This window comes from Streptomyces sp. NPDC001194, from assembly GCF_042896985.1.
Taxonomy (GTDB): Bacteria; Actinomycetota; Actinomycetes; order Streptomycetales; family Streptomycetaceae; genus Streptomyces.
The window spans coordinates 24,974-49,281 of sequence record NZ_JBIAXU010000011.1; the positions used below are offsets into that span (position 1 = coordinate 24,974).

General features: G+C 67.9%; 12 protein-coding genes and 3 pseudogenes. 7 read left to right on the forward strand and 8 right to left on the reverse strand.

Annotation, left to right across the window (positions count from 1 at the left end; genetic code table 11):
- Positions 1–351: 351 nt before the first annotated feature.
- Positions 352–1,449, reverse strand: coding sequence for an NAD(P)-dependent alcohol dehydrogenase (locus ACFY1T_RS21845; protein WP_390789603.1), 1,098 nt, complete (start codon positions 1,447–1,449; stop codon positions 352–354).
- Positions 1,450–1,585: 136 nt separating this feature from the next.
- Positions 1,586–2,908 carry an aldehyde dehydrogenase family protein gene (locus ACFY1T_RS21850; RefSeq protein WP_390789604.1) on the reverse strand — a complete coding sequence of 441 codons (1,323 nt, stop codon included), beginning with the start codon at positions 2,906–2,908 and terminating at the stop codon, positions 1,586–1,588.
- A 652-nt stretch (positions 2,909–3,560) separates the two neighbouring features.
- Here ACFY1T_RS21850 and ACFY1T_RS21855 point away from each other — a divergent pair.
- From ACFY1T_RS21855 to ACFY1T_RS21870, 4 genes are all read left to right on the forward strand, one after another.
- Positions 3,561–5,183, forward strand: coding sequence for an MDR family MFS transporter (locus ACFY1T_RS21855; protein WP_390789605.1), 1,623 nt, complete (start codon positions 3,561–3,563; stop codon positions 5,181–5,183).
- A gap of 403 nt (positions 5,184–5,586) precedes the next feature.
- Positions 5,587–5,871: a hypothetical protein gene (locus tag ACFY1T_RS21860; protein ID WP_390789606.1), complete on the forward strand. Its 285-nt coding sequence runs from the start codon at positions 5,587–5,589 to the stop codon at positions 5,869–5,871.
- The gene (locus ACFY1T_RS21865) at positions 5,868–7,250 is read left to right on the forward strand and encodes an MFS transporter (protein WP_390789607.1); all 1,383 of its coding nucleotides are present in this window, start codon (positions 5,868–5,870) and stop codon (positions 7,248–7,250) included. The genes ACFY1T_RS21860 and ACFY1T_RS21865 overlap by 4 nt, the downstream gene beginning before the upstream one ends.
- A 55-nt stretch (positions 7,251–7,305) precedes the next feature.
- Complete coding sequence (locus tag ACFY1T_RS21870) at positions 7,306–7,632, forward strand: hypothetical protein (RefSeq protein ID WP_390789745.1); 327 nt, start codon at positions 7,306–7,308, stop codon at positions 7,630–7,632.
- A 476-nt stretch (positions 7,633–8,108) separates the two neighbouring features.
- Here ACFY1T_RS21870 and ACFY1T_RS21875 read toward each other — a convergent pair.
- Positions 8,109–8,554, reverse strand: a pseudogene (locus tag ACFY1T_RS21875) (putative T7SS-secreted protein); the annotation flags it as partial.
- Between ACFY1T_RS21875 and ACFY1T_RS21880 the strand changes: the two are divergent.
- Together ACFY1T_RS21880 and ACFY1T_RS21885 are read left to right on the forward strand one after the other, a co-directional pair.
- Positions 8,449–9,390 (forward strand): annotated as a pseudogene (locus ACFY1T_RS21880) (replication initiator); the annotation flags it as partial. The pseudogenes ACFY1T_RS21875 and ACFY1T_RS21880 overlap by 106 nt on opposite strands.
- Before the next feature lie 21 nt (positions 9,391–9,411).
- Positions 9,412–9,693 (forward strand): annotated as a pseudogene (locus tag ACFY1T_RS21885) (tyrosine-type recombinase/integrase); the annotation flags it as partial.
- Positions 9,694–9,872: 179 nt separating this feature from the next.
- Here ACFY1T_RS21885 and ACFY1T_RS21890 read toward each other — a convergent pair.
- The 4 genes from ACFY1T_RS21890 to ACFY1T_RS21905 form a co-directional block, all read right to left on the reverse strand.
- Entirely contained in the window at positions 9,873–10,184 is a 312-nt protein-coding gene (locus ACFY1T_RS21890; RefSeq protein WP_390789608.1) for a hypothetical protein, read from the reverse strand.
- Between the two features lie 11 nt (positions 10,185–10,195).
- A complete protein-coding gene (locus tag ACFY1T_RS21895) occupies positions 10,196–10,375 on the reverse strand; it encodes a hypothetical protein (protein WP_390789609.1) in 180 nt (59 codons plus the stop codon).
- A 993-nt stretch (positions 10,376–11,368) separates the two neighbouring features.
- Positions 11,369–11,794: a hypothetical protein gene (locus ACFY1T_RS21900; RefSeq protein ID WP_390789610.1), complete on the reverse strand. Its 426-nt coding sequence runs from the start codon at positions 11,792–11,794 to the stop codon at positions 11,369–11,371.
- Positions 11,795–11,807: 13 nt separating this feature from the next.
- Positions 11,808–18,737: a polymorphic toxin-type HINT domain-containing protein gene (locus tag ACFY1T_RS21905; protein WP_390789611.1), complete on the reverse strand. Its 6,930-nt coding sequence runs from the start codon at positions 18,735–18,737 to the stop codon at positions 11,808–11,810.
- Positions 18,738–19,459: 722 nt separating this feature from the next.
- On the opposite strand from ACFY1T_RS21905, the gene ACFY1T_RS21910 reads away from it, so the two are divergent.
- Positions 19,460–23,740: a ricin-type beta-trefoil lectin domain protein gene (locus ACFY1T_RS21910; RefSeq protein WP_390789612.1), complete on the forward strand. Its 4,281-nt coding sequence runs from the start codon at positions 19,460–19,462 to the stop codon at positions 23,738–23,740.
- 93 nt (positions 23,741–23,833) lie between these two features.
- Here ACFY1T_RS21910 and ACFY1T_RS21915 read toward each other — a convergent pair whose 3' ends face one another.
- Complete coding sequence (locus ACFY1T_RS21915) at positions 23,834–24,283, reverse strand: GNAT family N-acetyltransferase (RefSeq protein ID WP_390789742.1); 450 nt, start codon at positions 24,281–24,283, stop codon at positions 23,834–23,836.
- Positions 24,284–24,308: the final 25 nt, after the last annotated feature.

The window sequence follows — 24,308 nt, forward strand, 5'->3', positions numbered from 1 at the left end:
ACCCTGTGGTGCCGCGGTGGGGTTGTCAGTCACCCTGCATGAGCTGCGAGGACTCGGACAGGTAGCTGTCCGGGATCTCGTCGAACGCGATCTCCGCCTGCTCGGCGGTCTCGGTCTGAAGGTCCTTGTTCTCCATGTGGCATTCACCTCCTCGTGGGTCAGGAGACCCTCAGGTCAGAGGAACTCCTGAAATCTGCTCGCCGGGGACTCGACGTCCGCTCGGCCCGTATGCCTGAAAGACTCCTCCAGACGGCTCGGGAGGCGACGGAGTCCCGCTCGAGACGGGCTCAGGCGGACTCCGGGGCTCGCGTTCGCGCGCGACGCTCCGCCCGCGCGGTCCTGCCCCCCTGCTCAGCTGCCCGGCAGCAGCACGGGCTTGATGGCGGTGCCCGCCGCCGAGTCCCGTTCGGCGTCGTTGATCGCGCTGAGCGGATAGGTCCGCACGAGCCGGTCGAAGGGGAAGCGGCCCTGCTGCCACAGCTCCAGCAGTTGCGGGATGAAGAGCTGGGGCACGGCGTCACCCTCCAGGATCCCCCTCACGTTCTTGCCCTGTGCCAGGGCGGCGGGGGGAAGGGTCAGAGGCCGTGACGGGACGCCGATCAAGCCGACGGTGCCCGTGGGTCTCAGGGCTTCGACGGCCGTGTTGATGACGTCGGGGACACCGGTGGTGTCCAGGGCGTACTGGGGCCCTCCCCGGGTGAGTTTGCGCAGCTGCGCCACGATGTCGTCGTCGCCGCCGTGCACCGTGGCGGTGGCCCCGAGTTCACGGGCCAGGGACAGCCGGCTCTCGTGCAGGTCCACTGCCACGATCGTGGCGGCCCCGGCGACCCGGGCGGCCATGATCGCGGACAGGCCCACCCCGCCTGCCCCGAAGACGACGATGCTGGATCCTGCCCCGGCCCGCAGGGAGAGGAGGACCGAGCCGGCGCCCGTCTGGATCCCGCAGCCCAGCGGGCCGAGCAGTTCCAGCGGCAGGTCCTTGTCCACCTCGACGATGCTGCGGACGGTGGCCAGTGCATGGGTCGCGAACGACGACTGACCGAACCAGCGGGCCGCCACGGGGTGCCCGTGGCGGTCGGTGGCCGGGCCGGCACCGTCGGGGCCGGAGCCGGTGAGGTTGCGGCGGAAGAAGTCCTCGCAGTAAGCCGGTTGTCCGCCAAGGCAGTTCCGGCACGCACCGCAGGAGTCGAAGGAGAGCACGACGTGAGCGCCGGGGGCGATGCCGGTGACGCCGGGGCCCACTTCCTCCACGATCCCGGCGCCTTCGTGTCCGGTGATGATGGGCGGCTGGGCCATGAACCCGGGCGTTCTCGGCATCATGTCGGTGTGGCAGAATCCCGCTCCCACGATCCGTACGAGCACCTGGCCGGGGCCGGGAGGTGCCAGCTCGACCGGCTCGATCGCGTAGGGGGCACTCGCCCCGCGCAGCACCGCGGCCTCGATCTTCATTCGATTCTCCTTCGTCTGATGTCATGCGCGGTTTTCCCGCCGCCGCCGGCGGGGGCGCACGGACGCGCGCGGTGCGGTGTCCGCGCTCCCGTTCGCTGCGCCTGGCGACGTCGGTCGCTTCGGGCTTGAGGCCCTCTCAGGCCAGCGGCTTTGCGAGTACGGCCTTGCGGTGGCTGAAGGTCTCGATGGAGTGGTGGCCGTGGTAGCTGCCCGTACCGCTCTCCCCGACGCCGCCGAACGGCAGGTCCAAGACCATGACGTGGGCGACGGGCAGGCCGTAGCCGAGGCCGCCGGAGGAGGTTTCGGCGGCGATGCGGCGCCGGGTGTCGTCGGACTCGGTGAACACGTACAGGGCGAGCGGCTTGTCGCGGTCGTTGACGAAGTCGATCGCCTCGTCGAGGCCGGTCACGGTGACCATCGGCAGGATGGGGCCGAAGATCTCCTCCTGCATGACCGGGGAGGTGGGGTCGACGTCGGCCAGGACGGTCGGGGCGATGAACTTGCTCGTCCGGTCGCTGCCTCCCCCCACCACCACGCGGCCGGAGCCGAGCAGGCCGGTGAGACGGTCGAAGTGGCGCTCGTTGACGATCCGCCCGTACTCCGCGGACGTCGCGGGATCGGTGCCGTACAGGTCCTCGATGGCTCGGGTGAGGGCGGGTTCGAGGGCGGCGGCGGTCTGCGGGTCGGTCAGTACGTAGTCCGGAGCGATGCAGGTCTGACCGGCGTTCAGGAACTTGCCGCGGGCCAGCCGTTCCGCGACCACCTCGAGATCGGTGCCGCGGTCGACGAAGACCGGGGACTTGCCGCCCAGTTCCAGGGTGACGGGGGTGAGGTGTTCGGCGGCGGCCCGCATGACGATCCGGCCGACCAGGCCGTTGCCGGTGTAGAAGATGTGGTCGAAGCGCTCGGCCAGGAGTGCCGTGGTCTCGGGGATTCCCCCCTCGACGACGGCCACGGCTCCGGTGTCGAGGTAGGCCGGCAGCAGCCTGGCCAGCGCTGCGGAAGTGGCCGGAGCCAGCTCGCTCGGTTTGGCCACGACCGTGTTCCCGGAAGCCAGCGCGCCGACCATCGGGGCGAGCAGCAGCCCGGCCGGATAGTTCCACGGGGCGATGATCAGTACGACCCCCAGCGGGTCGTACTGCGTCCAGGCCGATGCGTCCGGCCCCAGCACCGGCGGGACCGCCACGGCCTCGGGAGCCAGCCACGCCTGAAGGTGGTCGAGCGTGTGGTCGATCTCCCGGATCGTGAAATCGATCTCCGTGCGGTACGCCTCGCCGGAAGGCTTGCCGAGGTCGGCGTGGAGCGCCGCGGCCAGATCCGCGCCGCCCTCGGTGAGCATGTCCCGCAGCCCGCGCAACTGTGCCGTGCGCCATTCGAGGGACTTGGTACGGCCGGTGCGGAAGGCGGCACGCAGCCGCGCCACGATTTCGGTCGGTGACTCGGAGGAGGAGTGATTCACGGGGGGACCTTCTGAAGAGTGCGGCGTGAGCGAAGCGGGTCACGCACGGGGGCGGGTTCGTCCGGTGTTCACCGCTGCGGAGCGGCGCCCACCTGGAAAAATGTGTTGGGCGAGCATTCATCCGAGGCGTTCACGCCTCTTCGGCCGTACCGGCCGTGCTCGGGGCATTCCTTCGACCGACCCCTTCACGGTGCGTCGTTCGATGTGGCCAACACTCCGCCGGGGAGCTGCTCACTTTCCAGCGCCAACCGGGACGAGGACCGTCCACTCCTGTCCACTCGCGCCCGCCGCCGATCGGCAGTGGCGAAGGGTGAGGGTCCCGGAGGGGTGGCGGCCGCGCGGATCCCTTGCGCCGGTCGACGGTGCGCTCGGCGAGACGTCGAGTCGGCGCTCACCGTGCTCCACACGACGACATCGCTGATCTCAGCTCGCAGGAGATCCCCGTCCGGAATGAACACGAGCGGACATGAGTGAGCGGCAGTCGTCCTCATTTGCTCTGGAAAGTGGACGGCGTCCCGTCGGAATCTCGGTCATGCCGAACGAGGCGCCGTACTGGCGGTCGATCGGAGGGCCGGGCGAGCACGGCACGCCCTGCACGAAGAAGCGCGGATGTGTGCTTCAGGCGAATCCGAGACGTTGAAGAAGGAAGACCATGGCAACGATCACACCGACCGGTGCGCGGGCCCACGCGAAGCCCAAGGGCGCGCCCGAGCACGGAGGCGGCCACGGGCAGGCGCCCATGACGCATCGGCAGATCATGAAGGCGCTCTCGGGCCTGCTGGTGGGCCTGTTCGCCGCGCTCCTCTCTTCGACGATCGTGGCCAACGCACTGCCGGCGGTCATCAAGGACCTCGGCGGCGGCCAGTCCGCATTCACCTGGGTCGTCACGGCGGCGCTGCTCTCCCTGACCGCCTCCGTCCCGATCTGGGGCAAGCTCTCCGACCTGGTGAGCAAGAAGGCACTCGTCCAGATGTCCCTGGTCATCTACATCGTCGGCTCCGTCATCGCCGGTCTGGCGCAGAACCCGGCCACGCTGATCAGCGCCCGTGTGGTGCAGGGCCTGGGCGCGGGAGGTCTCACCGCCCTGGTCCAGGTGATCACGGCCGCGATGATCTCCCCGCGTGAGCGCGGCCGCTACTCCGGCTACACCGGCGCCACCGTCGCCGTCGCCACCGCCGCCGGCCCGCTCCTCGGCGGCGTGATCACCGACAGCGACTGGCTCGGCTGGCGATACTGCCTCTTCGTCGGCATCCCCTTCGCGCTGATCGCACTGGCCGTCCTGCAGAAGACGCTCCACCTGCCCCTCGCCAAGCGGAAGGTCAAGGTCGACTGGACCGGCGCGTTCCTCATCACCGCGGCCGCCTCGCTGCTGCTGATCTGGGTGACCTTCGCCGACCGCACGTACGAGTGGCTGTCCTGGCAGACCTACACCATGGTCGGCGGCACCGTCCTGCTCGCCCTGCTGTTCGTCCTCACCGAGACCCGGGCCGCCGAACCGATCATCCCGCTCCGCCTGTTCCGCAACCGCACGATCACCCTCGCCTCGCTCGCCTCGCTGTTCGTCGGCGTCGGCATGTTCTGCGGCACGGTCTTCTTCTCCCAGTACTTCCAGCTCGCCCGCAACGAGTCGCCGACCATGTCGGGCGTCATGACCATCCCGATGATCGCCGGTACGTTCGTGTCCTCCACGCTCTCCGGCCGGTTCATCACCGCCACCGGACGCTGGAAGGGCTGGCTCGTCTCCGGCGGCGTCTTCCTCACCGCGGGCCTGACCCTGCTCGGCCTGATGCGCTACGACACCCCCTACTGGGAACTGGCCGTCTACATGGCGCTCCTGGGGATCGGCGTCGGCATGATGATGCAGAACCTCGTCCTGTCCGCCCAGAACCAGGTCGGCCCCGCCGACCTCGGCGCCGCCTCCTCCGTGATCACCTTCTTCCGCTCCCTCGGCGGAGCGGTCGGCATCGGCGTCCTCGGCTCCCTGATGGCCGGCCGCATCGCCCACTACGCCGCCGACACCATCGACGGCCTGTCCCCCGAGGCACGGGCCGCGGCCGCCCGGGCGACCGGCAGCGGCTCGCTGCCCGACATGCACCTGCTGCCCGCCCCGGTCCGCACCTGGCTGGAGAGCGCCTACGGCCACGGCATCGCCGACGTCTTCCTCTACGCCGCCCCTACCGCACTCCTCGCCTTCCTGCTCTGCCTCTTCATCGAGGAGGCCCCGCTGCAGACGTCCGTCGGGCCGGCCCGGCCCGCCGAGAAGCAGGCGGCGTAACCCGCGCCACCCGGTCGCGTCGTGGCCGGGTGCACGCCCGGCTCCTCTCACGCCTCCTGCCCCTCGGTGTCCGACGGCCACCGCGTGCGGTGGCCGTCGGACGCTGCTGTCGTGGTGGGGCGGTCGGTTGAGCCGCGTGCGCGGGCCGTGGGCCGGCCGGTTCCCGGTCTGTTCAGGACGGGCGGCATCATCCGCTGTTGCTGCTCCGCAGCCTCAGGGACGGCTTCGAAGATCAACCAATTCCAGCCACGGTGACATGAATCGCTTCGCGCGCCGCGCGGCCATGCCGAACCCTGAAGACCACCAGAGGCCACGTCCCGTCACGCCGAGCGGCGCACCGAGATGACACACGGCCTCGAACCATTCCTGACCGGCAAGCCATGGACCTCAAGGAACCACAGGTATGAACCCCGACGACCTGATGAACGAAATCGGCGGCGTGCCGTTCGTGGACGACACGGCGCGCGACCCGAAGACTTTGCTGACGGCTGACGTGGCCGTGGTGCGGCGCAGCGCCGACCCCACCTCGGTCCTCATCCCGCAGACCATCCACCTGGGGCCGGGGGCCTTCAAGGACGAGGAGACCGTGCGCGAGACGCTCATCGTTGAACTCATGCAGAAGTCGCTCACCCGCGGGCACCACGAGCCGGCCCAGGCAGCCGCAGCCACCGCGGGGGCCGGGCGTTGACGGCAGAACAGCGCACCATCGAGAGCGGCGCAGCCGAAGCAACCCGTACCGGCGTCCGGGACTTCGCCCTGCTCCAGGCCACGGGCTTCTTCGGCAGCATGGCGACGCGCTGCCTGGAGATCGCCGTTGCATGGTGGGTCCTGGACCAGACCGGCAACGATGCCCTGCTGGGCATCGTATTGGGCCTTGGCGTCGCCGCAGACGTACTGTCCCGGGGGGCCCTGGGCTGGGTCGGTGACCGGTTCAAGCCGCAGACGGTCATCCTTTGCTGCTTCCTCGTGTCCGCCGGCGTGAGCGGCGTTCTCACGGCCATGGCTTTCGCCGGCGTCTACCACCTGTGGGTCGTACTCATCGGCGTGAGTCTGCTGGGCATCAGCCTGGGTGTGCGCGAGCCGCTCCTGATGTCCACGATCCGCAGCTTGATGGACACCTCTTCGGTGGCCGGCGCGGTGCGGGTCCGCAGCGCCATGATGTCGTTGTCTTCCTTCACCGGACCCGTCGTCGCCGGCATGCTGATCGGACCGCTGGGGTATTCGGCCGTACTCGGTGCCGCGTGCGCAGTGGTGGCCGTATGCGCTGTCCTGGTTGCGGCGCTACGGGTACCGGAAAGCGAGCCTCACGATGACGGCGCACGGGACAGCGGCTTCTCGGTTTGGGCGAGCGAGGCCAAGGCGGGGTTCGTGGCCATCCGCCGGGTCGTGCCCGAATGGCGGCTGGCGATGCTGACCATGGTCGTCGACTTCGCGCTCTTCCCCGTGTTCGCGGTCGTCATCCCGGTCCTGGTCGCAGCCCACTACCCTGACCGGACCTGGGTGCTGAGCATCGTCGAGTCGGCGTTCGCAGTGGGAATGATCCTGGGCAGTGCCGTCCTGGCCCTCAAGAGCAACGCGCTGCTGGGGCGCCGTCGTACGGTGCCGGCAGGATTCGCCGCACTCGGAGCCGGCTTCGTGGGTACGGGTCTGCTCTTCAGCGTCACCGGTCCGAGCATGCCCGTGGCGTTCACGGCGGGCGGCTCCGTTCTGCTGGCGCTGTCCGGGGCGGGCCTGTGCATGGTGACCATCAACACCGGCACCGTCCGCCTGCTGGCCACTCCGTCGGCCTTCCGGAACCGCATGGTCGCTGCGGCGTCCTTCCTGTCGGGCATCGTGATGCCCCTCGGTTCCGTGAGCAGCGGCTTGATCTCCCGCGCCTCCGGTGAGCAGTGGGCCCTGCTCGTCCTCGGCGCCGCCATTTGCGTCTGTGCCGTCTTCGCCTCGCGGGACAAGGCGATTGCCCGCTTCCTCAGCCTGCCGGACGAGCAGCTCGACGAGGCTTACCTGCGGGAGTTTCCCCACGCCTTCGGCGCCTCAACGTCACCGACAGAGAAAGCCCAACCGTGACATCCACCCCTCACCCGGGCTCATCGCCGTGTACTCGACGATGTTGGATAGGGGCATGGTGCGACGCAAGAAGGAGAGGAAGAAGCGGCCCGACTGGGGCGTTCCGAAGGGGATCGTTCTGTTGGCGACGCCGGAGGGCTGGCGCACCAGCGTCCTCACCGCGGAAGGTGGAATGCTCTGCGGGCGCCTGGACGTGCCGATCAACACCGACCCACAAGACGCGCGGGCTGCGGCGGCGGTGATGGTGGTGGAACTCGCGCGCGACTTCCACGACACCGACGTCGAGGTGAGCTGGGATCCGCCCGAAGAACCCTGGTCATGGACCGCCCAAGTCACCCTCGCCGCCGAAACCGATCCGCCTTCGCCGGACGCCGACGGCTGAACGGCAGGCTCAGCACTGAAGTCACCGTCCTGACGCATCAGATGCGGGCGGTCCCCATGGGGACGAGCAGGATCCGAGTCTCCCTGCGACAGGTCGCCTGCTCGCTTCGGCCCGCTTCCGCTGTGGGCTGCCGCCTCTCCCTCAGCCTTCGCGGCCGCCGACGCTTCCCTGCGTCCGGCGCTCCCCGCAGCCTCCTCACCCATACGCATGCCCGTGCGGGCTCCACCCAGCATTCCCTTGGTACCAAAGAATTCGGGAAGCAGGCGGCCGACGCCTTCGCTGAAATCGCCCCTGAAGCTTTCGATGATGCCTGTGGGGATGCGTTCCGGGCGGGCGGCCGTGGATACGAGGCCTGCGAGAGTCATGCTGAGGTGCTGCTGGTACTCGGCGGGGTGGGTCAGGTTGTAGGGGTCGGCAGGGTTGAGACCGCTGCCCTCTCGGTAGAGGTCGATGGCTGCTTGCGCTTGGTTCTGCGCCCACAGCAGTGTCTCCGCGTAGCCGTTGAGCGCGCTCCCCGCGCTCTCGCATGCGTAGGCGGCGCGGAACCAGTCATTGGGGTGCATCGCGAACTTCGCCCGGAACGCGTCGGCCGCGGCTCCTTTCCAGTGGCCGGAGTCGAGGGCTTTCATCCCCTGTCCGACCCGGTTGAAGGCAGTCTGAAGTCCTGGAGATGGGCCACCGAATCCCAGATCGCGGCAGGCTTGCCGTGTGACAGCTCAGCGGCCTGCTGGGTCTGGCCGAGCTGCTTCTCGGGCATGACTCCCAGGTCATGGGCGATGTCGTCGCCGAAATCCTCGACCTTGTCCACCCAGTCGTGTGCACCCACGTAGTCCAGGCCGGCTCCGATCCCGTCGGTCGCCACATCGACGCCGTGGCCGATGGCCTTCTTGGCAGCGTCCACGCCATGGCCGAGCTTGTCCATGCCCTCAGCGACCAGTCCGCCGAAGCCCGTCATCAGCGGTCACCACCGGTGGGGGGCTTCGGTGCCGGCCCGGCAATGCCTTCGACGGTCCGGTCCAACTCCTCCCCGCTGACCCCACGACCTACGACTATGCGGGCGCGGTCCTGTTCAGCGCCCACGCCTCAGCGCTGTGGGCCCGCTTCACGATCTACCTGCGCCGCGAGATCGCAGCCCGACTCGGCCTCACCCAGATGGCCGCCCGCGCCATCCTGCGGGTCTGCTTCACCAAGGTCGCCGAGTACCAGAAACGCGGCCTGGCCCACTTCCACGCCGTCATCCGGCTCGACGGCCCCAACGGCAGCACACAGCCCCCACCTCCGTCCGTCACTATCACCCTGCTCGCCGATGCCATCCGGGCCGCTGCCGCCCGCGTCCGTGTAACCGTCGTGTCGGACGCGATCGGGGAACGCGAACTCGCCTGGGGCGAACAGCTCGACGTACGCGAGATCGCCGCCTTCGGCACCGACGCCGAACTGACCGACCAGGCCGTCGCCTCCTATGTGGCCAAGTACGCCACGAAGTCCGCCGACGCCTCCGGCACCCTCGACCGGGCCCTGTTCTGCCGCCCCTGCCAGGGACGCGGCGTAACCCTCCTGCCCCACGGAACCCCGCTCCCATGCACCGCCTGCAACGGCACCGGACAGGCCCGGCCCCTGCCCCGACTCGCGGTCGCCCGTCACGCGCGGCAGATGATCCGCACCTGCTGGGAGCTGGGCAAGCTCCCGGAGTTCGCGGGCCTCAAGCTCTGGAAGTGGGCACACATGCTCGGCTTCCGAGGCCACTTCTCCACCACTTCAGCACGCCGGCAGGAGGGCCGATTCGATCCCGCGAACCTCAATCGCCACTTCCGTGTGCTCCTCGACCGAGCAGGGCTCCGCCGCATCCGCTTCCACGACCTACGGCACTCCACCGCGACGCTCCTCCTGGAGCAAGGCGTCGAACTCGTCGTGATCAAAGAACTCCTTGGACACGCCCACATAGGCGTCACCGCCACCGTCTACGCCCACGTCCGGCTCCGCCTCCAGCTGGACGCCATCGACCTCCTCGGCCGCACGCACGACGGCGACAACCCGCTGCCCTGCGCAACACCTGTCCGCTGACGTTGCCGCTGCGTCAAAGCCCCAATACCCATACAACAGAAACTGCTGGGGAGTGCTTCCACGCACTTCCCAGCAGTTTTTCCTATCCATTAGCTCTATCGGCGCCCAGCGTCAGGAAATCTGTTCACGATTTCCCGGCCAGTACGCCATCCCGGCAGGCATCGTTTCGAACAGGCATTTCAGATCCCCGCATTTCGTTCCCGTTGCCTCGCAAGGGAAGACGGGCGAGCCGAAAGGCGCAGTTCACCTCCCGGCATGAAATCTAGCGTCACAGCGTCAAGGAGGTCGCCTACTGGAGGCAATTCGGCTGACGTCAAGTGCCGCACATCATCACTCAGCATGACGAAATCGATGAACGCCGTAACGTTCGATTCAGGATCAATGACTGAGACTTCTACGCCGAAACGACCTCGATGTCCCGTGACGACACAGCGCACGACCTGGAACTGCCGAAGCCCACTGAGCTGCCACATCCGGTCATGATCGTCCATCGAACCCTCCATCAGAAGTGGACACCTTTCTTCCAGGGTACCCATTCAGTTTTGCCGTGATCGATGAAGGAATTGAAATCATCGAAGTCCATGTCTTCGATGATCCATTGAAGTCCACCACCATCGTCATGGAATCGACGATAGACGCTCGGATGGAATTCATCCAAGAATCCGGGCTTCATCGTGAACACGTGGCACCCATCCTCATACACGCCTTGGCCAGCATACTGCCGAACCACTGAGTGAGAATTTCCCAGGTAGGCGAAGTTGCGTCCGTTCAAGTCGGTCGCTCGGTGATTTTCCGCATTCAGTCCGCCCACCTCTGAATCGCGATTTCCCTTCTGAGGGGATCGGTACAGCTTTACCGGCTCGTCGACATCCCCACAATTGTGAACCAGTACCGGCGTAGCCCCCGCCAGCGCATAGTACGTGTGCGTGCTGAGGTGCTGTCAGCTGTGTTTTCGCAGGTCAGCGGAATTCGGCCAGTCCGTGGGTGTGCGTGGAAGTGCCGTGTTGTGCGCCCCTGTTGCCGTCGGCGTTGCCGTCAGACGGCTACGCGCGTGAGGGCGGCGGAGTGGGCTTTGGCCGGTGTCCTGTTCGGGTTGGGGTCGGGCATGGTCAGGGGGCCATACGCTGACCGGCAACTCGGGCAGGTTTTGGGCCTGCCGGAATTTGAACGAGTGGCCCCCTGGCCTTGCCCGACGCGGGCCCCGAGCCGAACAGGTGGGTAAAGCCCACGGAGCCGACCGGCCCCACCCGTGAGCTGCGCACCGCCCAATGCCCTGTCGCTGCCTCATCGTCGGCCTGGCCTCGACGTGCGGGAACGTCCGGACTTGCTCGCGCTTCTGGTCATCCGCTGCGCTGTCTTTGCGCGGCCTGGTCGCTGGCCGGCCTGCGGTGGCGGAGCCGAGAGCGGGCCGGGTGAGCGGCCGTGCCGCGCGCGACCCGCGTCAGCGGGTCGCCTTGAAGACGTAAAGAAAGTTTGGACGCGCCAACGGCCCCGGCGGTAGGCCAGGACCGTTGGTTGGGCAGCAGGTGTGGTTGCTCGTCCGACTCAGACGCCTGGGTGCGGTCCACGTCCCGTGACCCCAGGCCTGTGCAGCGCCACCAGCGTTGCCGTCACGACTGCCGTCAAGCCATCAAACGGCGATCCCTGCCAGCGCCTCCAGCTCGTTTGCCGAAATTCAAGAGGTAAGACCACGCATGGCTCTCAGTGCATCAACAGACCGCCGAAGTGTGGCCACCAATCTGGCAGCCTGCTCCCGAACCTCATTACGACCGTCAGGGCGCGCACCGTGCGGAGACAAAAGCGTTTCAAGCGGCTTCCACGCCTCAAAGACGAGACGTGTCTGCTCAAGCGCTTCCCCTGAAAGGCGCACAGCCATCTCCGCATCGCCCTGCTTGGCTTCGTGAAGCCAAGCCGAAAGGAGCGATTGCTCCACGATGAAGCGGCCTGTCCATTCTGAGATCTTAGCTCCGACAAGTTCGGACGAAAGGATCTTGATAGCTAGATTATTTTCGATGGAGTTTGATGGGGCCAACAGCTCCGCTGGAGGATCCCATTCATCCGGCATCTCATCCAGCCATCCCCAGTTCGGCGGTACTGACACTCCGCTCCTTTCATCAACCATGATGTTCTCGGAGCCAGTCTGTCGCGCGGCCCGTAGTCTTGGGAAGTCCTTCGATTCCGCCAGCCTCAAGTACGTTCATGCAGTACGTTACACAGCTCTGCCTACCGAGACTGTAGGGCGGGTACGTCCCCTTAGCCGTTCGGCTGATCTGCGTTTCGATGTAGGCCAGGGCCCCTTGAACTCGCGGAAGTTCAACTCGTACGTTGATGGTGAACGGAGAAAGGATCTCGGGTTTAAAATGCCTGACTCCGTTGGTGGCCACATCAACCCCTCCCCACTGCTCAGTGTGCATGACTTCGCCGTCATGCGCCTGCACGGTGATCAAGGCGTGTTTCTTCTCCGGGTCCAAATGGACCGTTGCCACCCCATCACAGTTATGGACTAGGACTGGTGCGGCGCCTGCGAGCACATAGTACGTGTGGAAGTCGTTGACGGTGAGGTTGTGCGTGGTTACGGCGTACGGGTAGTTGCGCTTGGACTGGACCGTGAGGGTCGTGCCGTCGGGGCGGCGGAGTTGGTCGCCCTGGGTGAATTCGCCCGCGTCGACCCACTGGCGGCGGGTCTCGTTCCAGTGCGGGTGGTGGGAGGTGGAAGTGAGCTGGACGGGCGGGGCGCGGGGGTTGGACTCGTCGGTGAGGGTGAGGTCGGTGAACTCCTTGTCGTCCGGGGTGGTGATGGTCGCTGTCACCTGCTGGGGACGGGTCTCACCGGTCTGCGGGTCGGTGGCGAGGACCTTGTCGCCGACGTGGACGTCCTGGATCTCCTTCGTCGTGCCGTCGGCCATCTGGACACGGGTGCCGGTGGGGAAGCTGTTCGTCTTGACACTGCAAGAGCCGCCCGACTCCGAGCCGCCGCTGCTGTGGGATTCGCTGGAGCCTGCGCCGGCCTCGGCGTCGGAAGACTCTCTGCCGGCTTTGCTTTCCGTGCCCGCGCTGTCGGTGGCGGTCTCCTTGCCGGCCTTCTCCGGAGCCGAGTCCGCGGCCTTCGCTTCGGCCTCGCGCGCTTCCTTGGCAGCCTTCTTGGACTTGGTCACCGCCTCGGCCGCACGGGCCGCTCCGCGTTCCGCCTCGTGGATCGCGTCGTAGGACTTGTTGATTTCCTTGTAGATCTTGAAGGCCTTGATGCCGATCTTGACGGCCTTGAACAACTTGCCCCAGGGGACGAAGTTGAGGGCTGTGTTGATGCAGGCCATCGCGTCGCCCTTGGTGAAGCAGTCCCGGGCGTCGTTGTAGCCGATCAGGTCGCCGACCAGGTCGACGACTTCGCTGATGAGCTTGTCGCGCTTGCGCTTGGCGTCGTGGACCTTGTTGTTGGCGTCGTTGAGCGTCTTTTCGCCGTCATCGTCCGAAGGGGGAGTGGTCGGCTTGGGGCTTGTGCCGTCCCGCCTCTCGGAGTGGCCGGTGCCGTCGTCGATGTAGAGGCCGCTCGGGTCGGACGCGTTGATCGGACTGTTGTTGGAGTACGCGTAGGCGTTCCACTGCTGCGGGTCTCCGCCGTCGATGATCGGGTCCGGGCTGAGGAAGCGGCCCGTCGTGGGGTCGTATTCGCGGGCGCCCAGGAGGGTGAAGCCGGTGGACTTCTCCTTGGTGCCGCCCACGAAGCCCTTGTCACCCGCCCACGTGCCCGGAGAAGGCGGGGCGCCGCGGTCGTTGCCGAAGGGGTCCGTGGCGCGGCGGACCTGGGCCAGGTCCGTGGCGTTGAACTGGACGCCGCCCGTGCCGTGGTGGTCCGAGCCCTGGTAGGTGAGGGCGGACGTGCCGGCGGTGGTGGTGCGGGTGATGGACAGGCCGCCCGGGGCCGCGTACGTGCGGACGTTGGAGACCTTGCCGGTGGCGGTGTCCAGGGTGATCTGGTCGGTGCCGAGGTTGAGCGTGGTGCTGCCCGGGTCGCGGCGGATGAGCTGGTTGCCGCCCGTGTCGTAGAGGTAGCTGGTGCCCGCGCTCTCACCGGTGCCTGTGATCTTGTCGAGCTTGCCCTGGTCGTTCCAGGTCAGCTTCTTGGTACCGGGCGTGTTCGTGATCGAAGCGGTGTTGCCGCCCGCGTCGTACGTGTACGACGTGACCTTCGTGCCGGACGGGCCGGTCTCCGTGGAAGTCATCAGAGCGTGCGGACCGCCCGTGCCACCGCCCGTCTTCGGATCGGTGGAGGGGGTGTTCTGGCGGCCGCCGAAGGTCTGGGTGACCGTGGTGTCCTTGGCGGCGTTGCCGGTGACGTCCTTCCTGACCAGCTTCGTGCGGTTGCCGAGGAGGTCGTACTCGTACTGCTGCCAGTACGGGGCGGGGCCGCCCACGCTGGGCTTGCCGGTGCCGTCGACGGCCGGGCCATTGGTATTGGTGCAGCCTCCGAGGCCGCGGACGTTCGGCTGCGGGGCCGTGGCCTGCGTACCGGTGTCGGTCCAGGCCTGGGTCAGCCGGCCCAGGTAGTCGTGGGTGAAGCACTGCAGGTCGCGGGTGGCCCCGTCCTGTGTGTTCCCGACGGAGGTCAGCTGCCCGACCTGGTTGTAGGTGTAGTCGACGACGTCGACGCTGGCGGTGGCCGCAGTCTGCTTGTCGAGCGTGGAGCGGATCGGGCGGCCGGTCGCAACGTCGTAATCGACGGTCGAGACGATCTGCAGGGCGCTCTCGCCCACTGTGGTCCGTACCGCCTGCCCGTAGGGGTCGAAGAACGCCTGCGCGATGTACGGAGTCCAGTTCCCGGCGATGCTTCCGTCGAGCGACGAGAGGTTGCCGGCCTCGTCAGTTCCGATGGTCAGGGTCTCGGCGCCGAGACCGGCCTTGGGAATGGCGGGCAAGACCGATTGCTTCGGCTGACCGTACGAGTCGTAAGTGTTCGTGGTCTCGTAGACGCCAGCCAGGCCCTTCTCAGCCGCCGGGATCGTGGTCTTGGTACCAAGGGGGCGGTAGCCGCCGTCGTACCCCGTGACCTCGGAGACGTACGCGCTGCCGCCGGCTCCGCCAACGTAGCGGGTGCTCGTGGAGGGCTTACCCAGGGCCTTGGAGTCGTAGGTGAAGGCGCCGACCTGTTTGGCGGGGTCGACGGCCTTGCCCTCGTAGGTCGCGGTGGTGCGGCCGAGGAGGTCGGTAACCGTAGTGGCGCTCTTGTTCCTGCTGTCGGTGACGGTGGTGAGGTTCTTGTCGTCGTCGTAGACCGTGACACTGGTCCCGGAGTCCGGGTCGGCGGTCTTCACCGTTCGGCCGAGCAGGTCGTAGGCGAAGGTCCACTCGTTGCCCGCAGGGTCCTTGCGCCGGAGTTCCTTGCCCTGCGTGTTGGTCTCGTAGGTCGTCTCGTCGTATGCACCCGTGGGGGTGTTGGCCTTGTACTGGCGCAGCAGCGAGGTGGTGCCGTTGGTGATGGTCGCGGTGGCGTAGCCACCGTTCGGCGGGATGGTGCGGGTCTCGTCAACACCGGGGTACTCGGTCTTGGAGCGCCACTGTTCCACGCCGTACGACTGGAAAACGGAGGCCGTGGGACGGCCCAGACCGTCGAAGACGGAGAGGGTCTGGGCAGGGATCTTGCTGTCGGGGTTGACGCCCCCGTTAGGCAGGAACAGCGTGCCCGAGGGGGCGCCTTCGTCGTTGTAGTACTGGCCGCTGGTCTTGACCTGGCGGCCGTGGGAGTCGAACAGGGCATCGGTGATCAGGCGGCCACGGGAGCCTGACGCCGTGTTTGCCTGCGTCTGGCGGACACGGCCGAGACCGTCGTAAATCGTGTAGCTGGCGCTATAGAGCTGCCTCGTTCCCACGAGTGCCTGGCTCAGGACGGTGGACGGCGCGTTCGTGCCGTTCATCGCGTACGAGAACTTGCGTACGGGCACGGCGCCCCTCGCGCGTTCCTGGCCGGGCTGCCAGATGGAGGTGACGCGGCCGAATGCGTCGTACTCGCGTTCGGCGACGTGCTTGTTCTCGTCTGTCGTCTTCAGCGGCAGCGAACGGCCGGTGTCGAGGGTGGTGACGGTCTTCCAGCCGAGCGGGTTGGTGTGGGTGACCTCGGTCGGTATGGAGCCAGTGGCCGGCTTGTACTCCGTGGTGGTCACCGCGCCGTCGGGGTGGGCGGCGTCCTTGCGGGTCTTGTTGGTGTTGCTGGTGACGCGCCCGTACGCGTCGTACGTCGCGGTCGAGTTGAGGCGGTACACCGGCTTGCCCGCGGCGTCGTACTTCTCCAGGACCGAGGTGCCGGTCTGGTCGCCGGTCGACCCTGCCTGTCCGGCGGGCAGGTTGTCGAAGGAGGCGAGGGTGTCGCCGACCGTGTTCGCGGCGGTCGGGGTCTGCCCGCATGCGCCCGAGAGCACCAGGGTGCGGGAGGCGAGCTGGGTGAGGGCGCCCCCTGGGCCGGTGGCGTAGTCGAACGTGGTGCACAGACGCTGGTCGGGGCGGGCCAGGTCGGCCTTGTCGTCGACCTTGGTCGGGCGGGACAGGAGGGTGTCGTCGTACTCGGAGGTGCGCTCGCTGACGCGCCAGGTTCCGTCCGCCAGCTTGGCCCGGCTGGTGATCTGCCCCGTGTTCTGGGCGCGGGCGGTGATGGCGGGCAGGTCGCCCGACTGGGCGCGGGTCGCGGTGACCTTCTTGCCGAGCCAGGGGGTGGTGACCTCGTCGGCCACGACGGTTCCGCCGTCGCCGTCTCGGTCGTACGTCTGCGTCTGGCGGACCCGGCCCGAGAGGACGTCCTCGTCCTTGATGTGGCCGCCCTGCGCGTCGTCGATGGTGACGCTGCGCTTGGTGCCGTTGGAGAGGACGTCGCCGTCCATGCCGCGCAGGTAGGTGGTCACGCTCTTGGTGCGCGGGGCCTCGGCCGAGTTGCCGTTGCCCGTGCGGGTGGTGACCGTGGCGTAGCCGCGGAACTGGTCCCACGTACGGGTCTTGGGGTCGGCGAACTCGGAGTCGTTGCGGTGCCAGGCGATGCCGCCGCCGTACTCGTAGTCGGTCACCGTGGTGACCTGGCCGGCGACCATGTCCTGCTGGGTGACGGACTGGACAACGATCTTGTTGAACCAGTCGTTCACCGGATCCGGGAAGGACTGCTTGGGCAGGTACCACTTGACCGGCATGCAGGCCATCGTGTTGCCGTCCTCGGAGGACGGCATGGTGCCCCTGACCCGGGAGCACTCCGGAGCCTTGTAGACGACGTTGATCAGGCCACCGGTCTCAGTGGTGATCTTCTCGATACGGGGACGGTAGTAGCGCGGAGCCGAGGCGTCCGAACCGTCGGGCCGCCGCACGACACCGTCGACGCGGTTGGCGATCTGCAGCGGCTGGAAGGAGACTTCGGGCAGCTTCTTCTCGGGCTGGCCGTTGGAGGCCTTGCGGACGATCGAGTCGAGCCAGAGCGTCGGGGAGGTGCCGTCTCCCGGGTCCGGGAACGACTGGTTGAGGACGTAGGAGTCGACACGGCGGTAGTCCGTGCCGGCCAGGACCTCGGTGTCGATCTGCTCGACCCGCTTGGTGGAGAAGTAGGTGGGCGACAGGTTCAGGCACTGGCCGGTGGCCGCGCACTCCTGATCGACGGGGGTGTCGGGCCAGGACGTCGTGTTGGTCTTGGTCCGCTGCGCCGGGTCACAGGTGATGGCGCCGCCGGGGAAGCAGCGCTCGGCGCCGCGCAGCCACACCTGGGCGGCGGGCTTGGCCGCGCCCTTCGCTGTGATCTGCTCGGGCAGGCGTTGGCCGTAACCGATCCAGGTCGGGACGCTGGCGCGCTGGTACCGCGTGTTGGTGCCGGTGCCGTTGTTCTGGCCGCCGCCGCGCCCGTAGTGGTTGTCTTCTTGCTCGTAGCGGTAGGAGACCAGGTTCTGGTGCGGGTCCACGACGTAGTCGAGGTTCCACTGCCAGCCCAGCTGCTGCCAAGTTCCGTTGGCGGGGGTCTGCGCGCCGAGGCACTTGTCCTGGCCGCTGTTGAAGTAGACGGGGACCGTGGAGACGGACTTGGCCTCGGGGTCGGTGCCGTCACCTCCGGGCAGGCGATTGGAGCCGAAGTAGTACTGGGTGCCGTCGGTCGTGGTGACCTTGAACCCCTCGCCCTTCCAGGCCGGGTTCCGCTGGCCGGTCAGGCGCTCGATCTTGGTGCCGTCGTCGCCCTGGAGCCGGTAGACGCAGCTGGTGTCGTCGCGGACAATCTGGCCGGCGTGGCCGGCCAGGTTCAGGGAGAGGATGTCGCCGGCCCAGCACTCGTCGCCCGAGTCCGTGATGCCCGCGTCCTTGCACCCCTTGTACGAGCGCGAGATCGAGCCGGGATGCCACTCCCAGCCCTCACCGAACGGGCCGGCCTGAGCGTTGGTGGATGCGGTGCGGCCGTCGACGGAGGAGGAGTCGTAGCCGAGGGAGATGCCCGGGCCGGCGCCGGCGATGCCGTTGGGCACCTCGACGGTGTAGCCGTAGGTGAAGTTGGCGGCGTTCGCCCCGGCCTGCCATGAGGCCGAGGGCAGGAGGGGGGTGGCGCTGTAGTCGCCGCTGGCGCCTCTGGGGCCCGCCTCCATCGCGATCGCCACGTCCTGGGCGGCGAGCATCTGCGGGGCTTGCGGCGCTGCCGGCTTGGCGGCCGCGCCGGGCTGCGTCTTCGGCGCGAAGGAGGGAGCCGCGGGGCTCTTGGGCGCGTCCACCTCCGCGACCAGGCGCCCGGAGGCGTCCCGGTGCGAAGCGAGGGGCGTACGGGTGGTGCAGCCGGGGGCGCCGGGGGTGATCAGGGCACACGTGGGCAGCTGCACCAGACGGGCGCGGTCGGCCCAGTTGGCTCCGGCGGCCTTGGCCCATGCGGAGACGTCGAGACCGACTTCCACCTTGCCCGAGGGACTCGCCCCTGAGGCACCGCTGAGGGCGACGAGCGCGCCGTTGACTCCGGCGGCACGGGCCTTGGCCGCGTCCTTCACCTCGACACGCAGTGCGCTGTCGTGGCTGGAATTGGTGTCCGGACCCCCGACGGCGAGAGACGACAAATTCGCCGAACGATTCACGCCATTCACAGGCGCAATCCAGACAGGGAGCTTACCGGCCCGCACAGCTCCGGACCCGGTGACACCTCGGGCCGTTCCCCGCTTGGGTTCTAAAGAGACACTCGCCGAGCCCGATGGAATCTTGGCGTTCGAATCTGGGAGCCATTTCCGGCCAGTCGGCGCCTGCTTGGCCGGAGCCTTCGCGTTCACCCCCTTGACCGGTTTCACATCCGGTAGCGGCGTATTGGGTGGGACCCACACCTTTGGCGGTTTGTCCGCAGCCTCAACAGCGGGAAGACCCAGGCCGGAGAAGAGAACTGAGAGCGTGGCGACGACCGCGACACGCGATCGTCTGGTGCGCGAGCGCGCGGCGGAGCCACTTCTACGAGACAACCGAATCCCCCCACAGGAAACTGAAAGCGCGAACTCCGGACCGGCAGGGTCCAGAACAAGCGCACCTTACGAAGAGTCCGTTCGATTTTTCAGCGGAGTCTCACATTCCCCACCCGTGACTCTTGTCACTCACAGCACACCTCGGGCGTTCACTACCCAAACCGGGCGCCCGAAGTCCAGAAACCCGTTGACAGAGTTGCAGAAGTGAAGCCATGGTGCCGCTGACTTCTGTCCATCTCACAGCTCAGGGGGGCCATCACGTGAGATCTTCATTTCCAGCATTGCGGAAACCAAGGCCGGGGGGCCGCGGTCGGCGGGCTTGGCGCGTATCGATGCTGCCCATCGCAGGAGCGGCCGTACTCTCACTCGGAGCCGGCCTGATCGCGGCTCCGCCCGCCGTGGCCGCCGACAGCGACCGCGGCCACGGGCCAGGGCAGACCGCCTGGCCCGCTCCTACGCCGAAACCGGCGCCGAGCGCCGAGGAATCGGCCATCACCAAGGCCCTCGCCGAAGCCAAGAGCAGCGGCAAGCGGGTGGCCATCGCCGACCTGACCACCGCAGGCTCGCAGACCTTCGCCAACCCGGGCGGCACCCTGACCACCGATACCGCAGCCGTACCGGAGCGCCTCAAGGGCGCGGACGGGCAGTGGCGCCCGCTCGACGCCACGCTCCACACCACTGCCGACGGCGCGGTCGTACCGGCCGCGGTCTCCTCGAAGCTCAGCTTCTCCGGCGGCGGCACCGGGCCCATGGTCTCCATGGCCACGGCTGATGGCCGGAAACTGGCCTTCAAGGCGCCGTTCCCGCTTCCCAAGCCCGCGCTCTCCGGGGACAGTGCCCTCTACCGCAACGTCCTTCCGGACGTGGACCTGCGCCTGAGCGCCGACCGTCAGGGCGGCTGGAGCCAGGTCCTGATCGTCCGCAGCGCGCAGGCAGCCTCGAACCCGGCGGTCAGGAAGCTGCGGCTCGACATCGAGGCCGACGGGCTCACCGTCGCCGGCGACTCCGCCGGCAACCTCGACATCAAGGACACCGGCGGCCGGACCCGCTTCAGCAGCCCGACGTCCTTCATGTGGGACTCGGCCGCCGCATCCGCTCCCGCGGGCGCCGAACAGCAGGGCAAGTCGACCAGGGCCGCCCCGCAGTCCGCCCCGTCCCCAGACGCCCCGCCCGCGGCGTCCACCGCGGACGGCCCGGGCGCGGGCGCCGCCGTGAAGCCGGTCAGGACGACGGCCGACGCGAAGGGGATCGAGCTCGTCCCCGATGCCGAGCTGCTGGGCAAGGGCACCGGTCCCTGGTACATCGACCCGGGCATCAACCCGGTCCTCGACAACACCAACCAGGCGTGGGCCCAGGTCCAGGAGGCCTACCCCGACACCAACGAGTTCAACGGCACCGAGTACGGCCAGGACAAGCCGGCCACCGGCTACTGCGGCTACAACATCGGCAACCCGCCCTGCACCGGAATCGGACGCACCCGCACCTACTTCCAGATCGGGGTGGACTCCCGGCTCTACAACGCCCAGATCATCAACGCGACGTTCTCCGCGACGGTGATCTCCTCGTCCAGCCCCAGCACACCCACCCCGATGGGCCTGTACTCCACCAACGCCATCGGCAACCCGACCAGCTGGAACCGGCAGCCTTGCGGCACCGGCTCCACGATGCAGGGCTGCGGCCAGGTCGGGCACACCAGCATGTCGGGCACCGGCCAGATCGACTTCACCGTCACGGACCTGGTGAAGAACGCCGCCCGGTACCAGTGGCCCACCATCACCCTCGGCCTCGCGCCCGACGACGAGTACAACAAGTACTACCGGCAGCGGTACGAGAACACCCCGCACATCGTCGTCGAGTACGACATCACGCCCACCGTCTGGTGGCCGCGTACCCGTCCCACTCCCGGATTCGCGAGCTCGGCTTCGTACGCCGACTGCCGCACGCCCGGTACCGCGAACCCGTGGGACAACCCGGGCTGGGTGGGTGCCAACAACAACGTCACCCTCACCACCCAGACGTACTCGGCCACCAAACGGCAGCTCCAGACGACGTTCCAGTACTGGGACGACGACGCCAACGGCAAGACCGAGACCCCCCAGACCGGCTGGAACGGCGACTACGAAGACGCAACGGTCGACATCGGCCCGCTGACCGACGGGCACCAGTACGGCTGGACGGCGCGCACCACGGACGGCACGCTGACGAGCGCGGCCACCGAGTGGTGCTTCCTGCGCGTCGACCGCACGCCGCCCACCGCAGCGGTCAGCTCCACGGACTTCCCCGCCTCCGGCACCATCGGTGTCCACCCCAAGCAGACGGGCGACGAAGGCACCTTCTCCCTCACCGGCACCGACCCTGCACCGGCAGCCGGCGGCCGCTCCTCCGGCCTGGCCTGTGCGCGCTGGACGACCGACCCCGTCAGGGCCTTGGCCGGGAACTGGAAGTGCACCGACACGGACACGGTCAAGTTCACCGACGGCAAGGCCGACATCAAGGTCAAGCCTCAGGGCTGGGGTACCAACCACCTGTACGTACAGACCCAGGACAACGCGGGCAACCTGTCCCAGCCCGTCGTTTACAGCTTCTACGTTCCGTCCAACCCGAACAGCCCGAAGCCGATCTTCGGTGACATCACCGGCGACCGGAAGGCAGATGTCCTCCTACCCGACAGCACGGGCGCGCTGCGCGTGATCGGCGGCGGCGCGGACCCGGCTGCGGCTCCCAAGGCCGACGTCGAATCCGCTCCTGGTACCAACGGCTGGAACACCATCCAGACCAGCCACCGTGGCAGCCTGGGTTCAAAGACGGTGGACGATTTGTTCGCCCATGCGCCTGAGGACAGATCGCTTCTCATCTACCGCAACAACTCATTCAGCGGCCGGTTCGACAGTCAGGCCCCCGTTGCCGTGGACAAGCCGTCCGGCTGTGCCACGCCCGCCTCCGCCACTGTTGATTGCTCGGCCCACGGCTACGGCTCCGACTGGTCGAAGGTCACCCAGATCGCTGCCTTCGGATCCGTCACCGGTGACTCCGACGCCAAACCGAATGCCCTGCCCCGTACTTCTCTGCTATTCATCGAGAACGGGAGGCTCTGGCTGGCTTATGCCAACACCGCCGACAGCCTCAAGCCGCAAGCCATCCTCCTCTCCGCCAACGACACCCGGTGGGACGGCTACGACCTGATCACCCCCGGCCGCGCCCAGGGAACCGACTTCCCCACCCTGTGGGCCCGTTCCAAGACCGACGGCACGCTGCACGCCTTCTCTGTCAAGGGCACTGCGCAGGCACCCGACCTCACCGGCTTCACCGACCCGGCCGCGGGCCTGATCTCCGGCAAGGTCGAACCGAAGGCCTACCCCCGTGTCGGCTCCGACGGTGACCTGAACGGCGACAGCATTCCCGACCTGTGGGCCGTCGACAGCAATCAGCAGCTCGTCGCCTTCAACGGCGTCGGCACCATGACCGGAAGCACGGGCGCCTCCTACCCGATGGCCAATGGAGTCGGCACAGACGCCGTAGCTCTGGGCAATCTCAACATCCCCACGGGCCAGTGGCCGCTGACCGGGCAGACCGGGCAGACCGGGCAGACCGGCGCAACCACCCCCGATACGGTCGGCAAGAACGACGCCACTACGGTCGGCATCACCTACCAGGACGACACGATCGGCGGACGCGCCACCAAGTACGCGAGCTTCCACGGCTCGAAATCCGAGGCGACCATCACCACCGCCCGACCGGCCGTCGACACCAGGAAGAGCTTCACCATCAGCACGTGGGCCAAGGCGGGCGCGCAGGGGAAGGTCGTCGCCAGCCAGGACGGCAATCGGACCAGCTCCTTCATCTTGTACGCCGACGATTCCTCGAACTGGCGCTTCGCCCTGGCCCATGCCGACGCCGACGGATGGCCCTTCGACTACACCAACATCGCCAATGACGCCGCCCGGTTCATCCCGGGTACGTGGATCCGTCTGACGGCCGTCTACAACGCGGACACCGGCCTCATGAGCCTCTACGTCAACGGCGTACTCGCCGGCACTGGAGCGCACCGGGCCTCTACGAGCCCTTCCCCCAGCGGACCCCTCATCCTTGGCCGGTTCAAGGCCAACGGAACCGTTCGGGACGTGCTTGACGGCGGTATCAGCGACTTCGCTGTCCACCCTTATGCCGTCACCCCCACCGCCCCTGGCGCCGCCAGCCCGATCGCGCTGTCCGCTTCGGCCACCAACTGCGTCGACAACGACTTCAACCGCCCCAGCCCCGGCAACAAGATCCAGATCGCCGCCTGCAACGGCAGCGACGCACAGAAGTTCCAGATCCGGGCCGACGGAACCATCCGGACCAACGGCATGTGCCTCGGAGCGGCGAACGCAGGCACCGCGAACACGACGCTCATCGAACTCCAGGTCTGCGACAGCAGCGCCCCGAGCCAGCGGTTCCTCCCCCGAGCCGACAACAGCGTCTACAACCCGGTCTCCGGCCGCTGCCTCGACCTCGGCAACCTCGACACCCGTCCCGGGACCCCGCTCTGGCTGTTCGACTGCAACAGCAGTCCCGCCCAGCGCTGGACCATCCCCACCCTCGGCACGGCGCCTCTCCCCGCCCCCGCCCCGTAGAAGGGACCACCGGAACCCACGTGGCGGCCGCCCTCCCGAAGCCGGGAGGGCGGCCGCCGCCGCCATTGCGCGGGGGGAAGCCGCGTCCGCCCGTCAGGTGGTCGTCGGGTGCAGTTGGGCGAACTCCTCGGCGAGCAGGCCCGTCACCACGACATCGCGGTGCCGGCCGGAGAGGTACACGAGCTCACGCAGTCGGCTCTCCTCCACTAAGCCGAGCCGACGGTGGAGAGCCAGGGATGCTTCGTTGTGCGCGAAGATGCGTACCTGGCACTTGTGGAACCGGTGCTCGGCGAACATGAAACGAAGCAGCAGCTCAGCGGCTTCTGCCGCGTAGCCCTTGCAGCGGTGCTCGGCGCCGATCGTGATCCCGTGCTCGCACCAGCCCGAGCGCGCTTCGGCCTGGTGCGAGCCGATGGCGCCGGCCATCTCCCGCGTACCGACGGCTTCGACCGCCAGCTGGAAGCGGTCGTTGTCCCGGTTGCCCGTCGCCTGTTCGCCGGCCCGGGCACGGTGTCCCTCTGCGGACCTAGGCGGGCTGACCAGGTCCGTCCAGGTCTCCGAGAGGCCC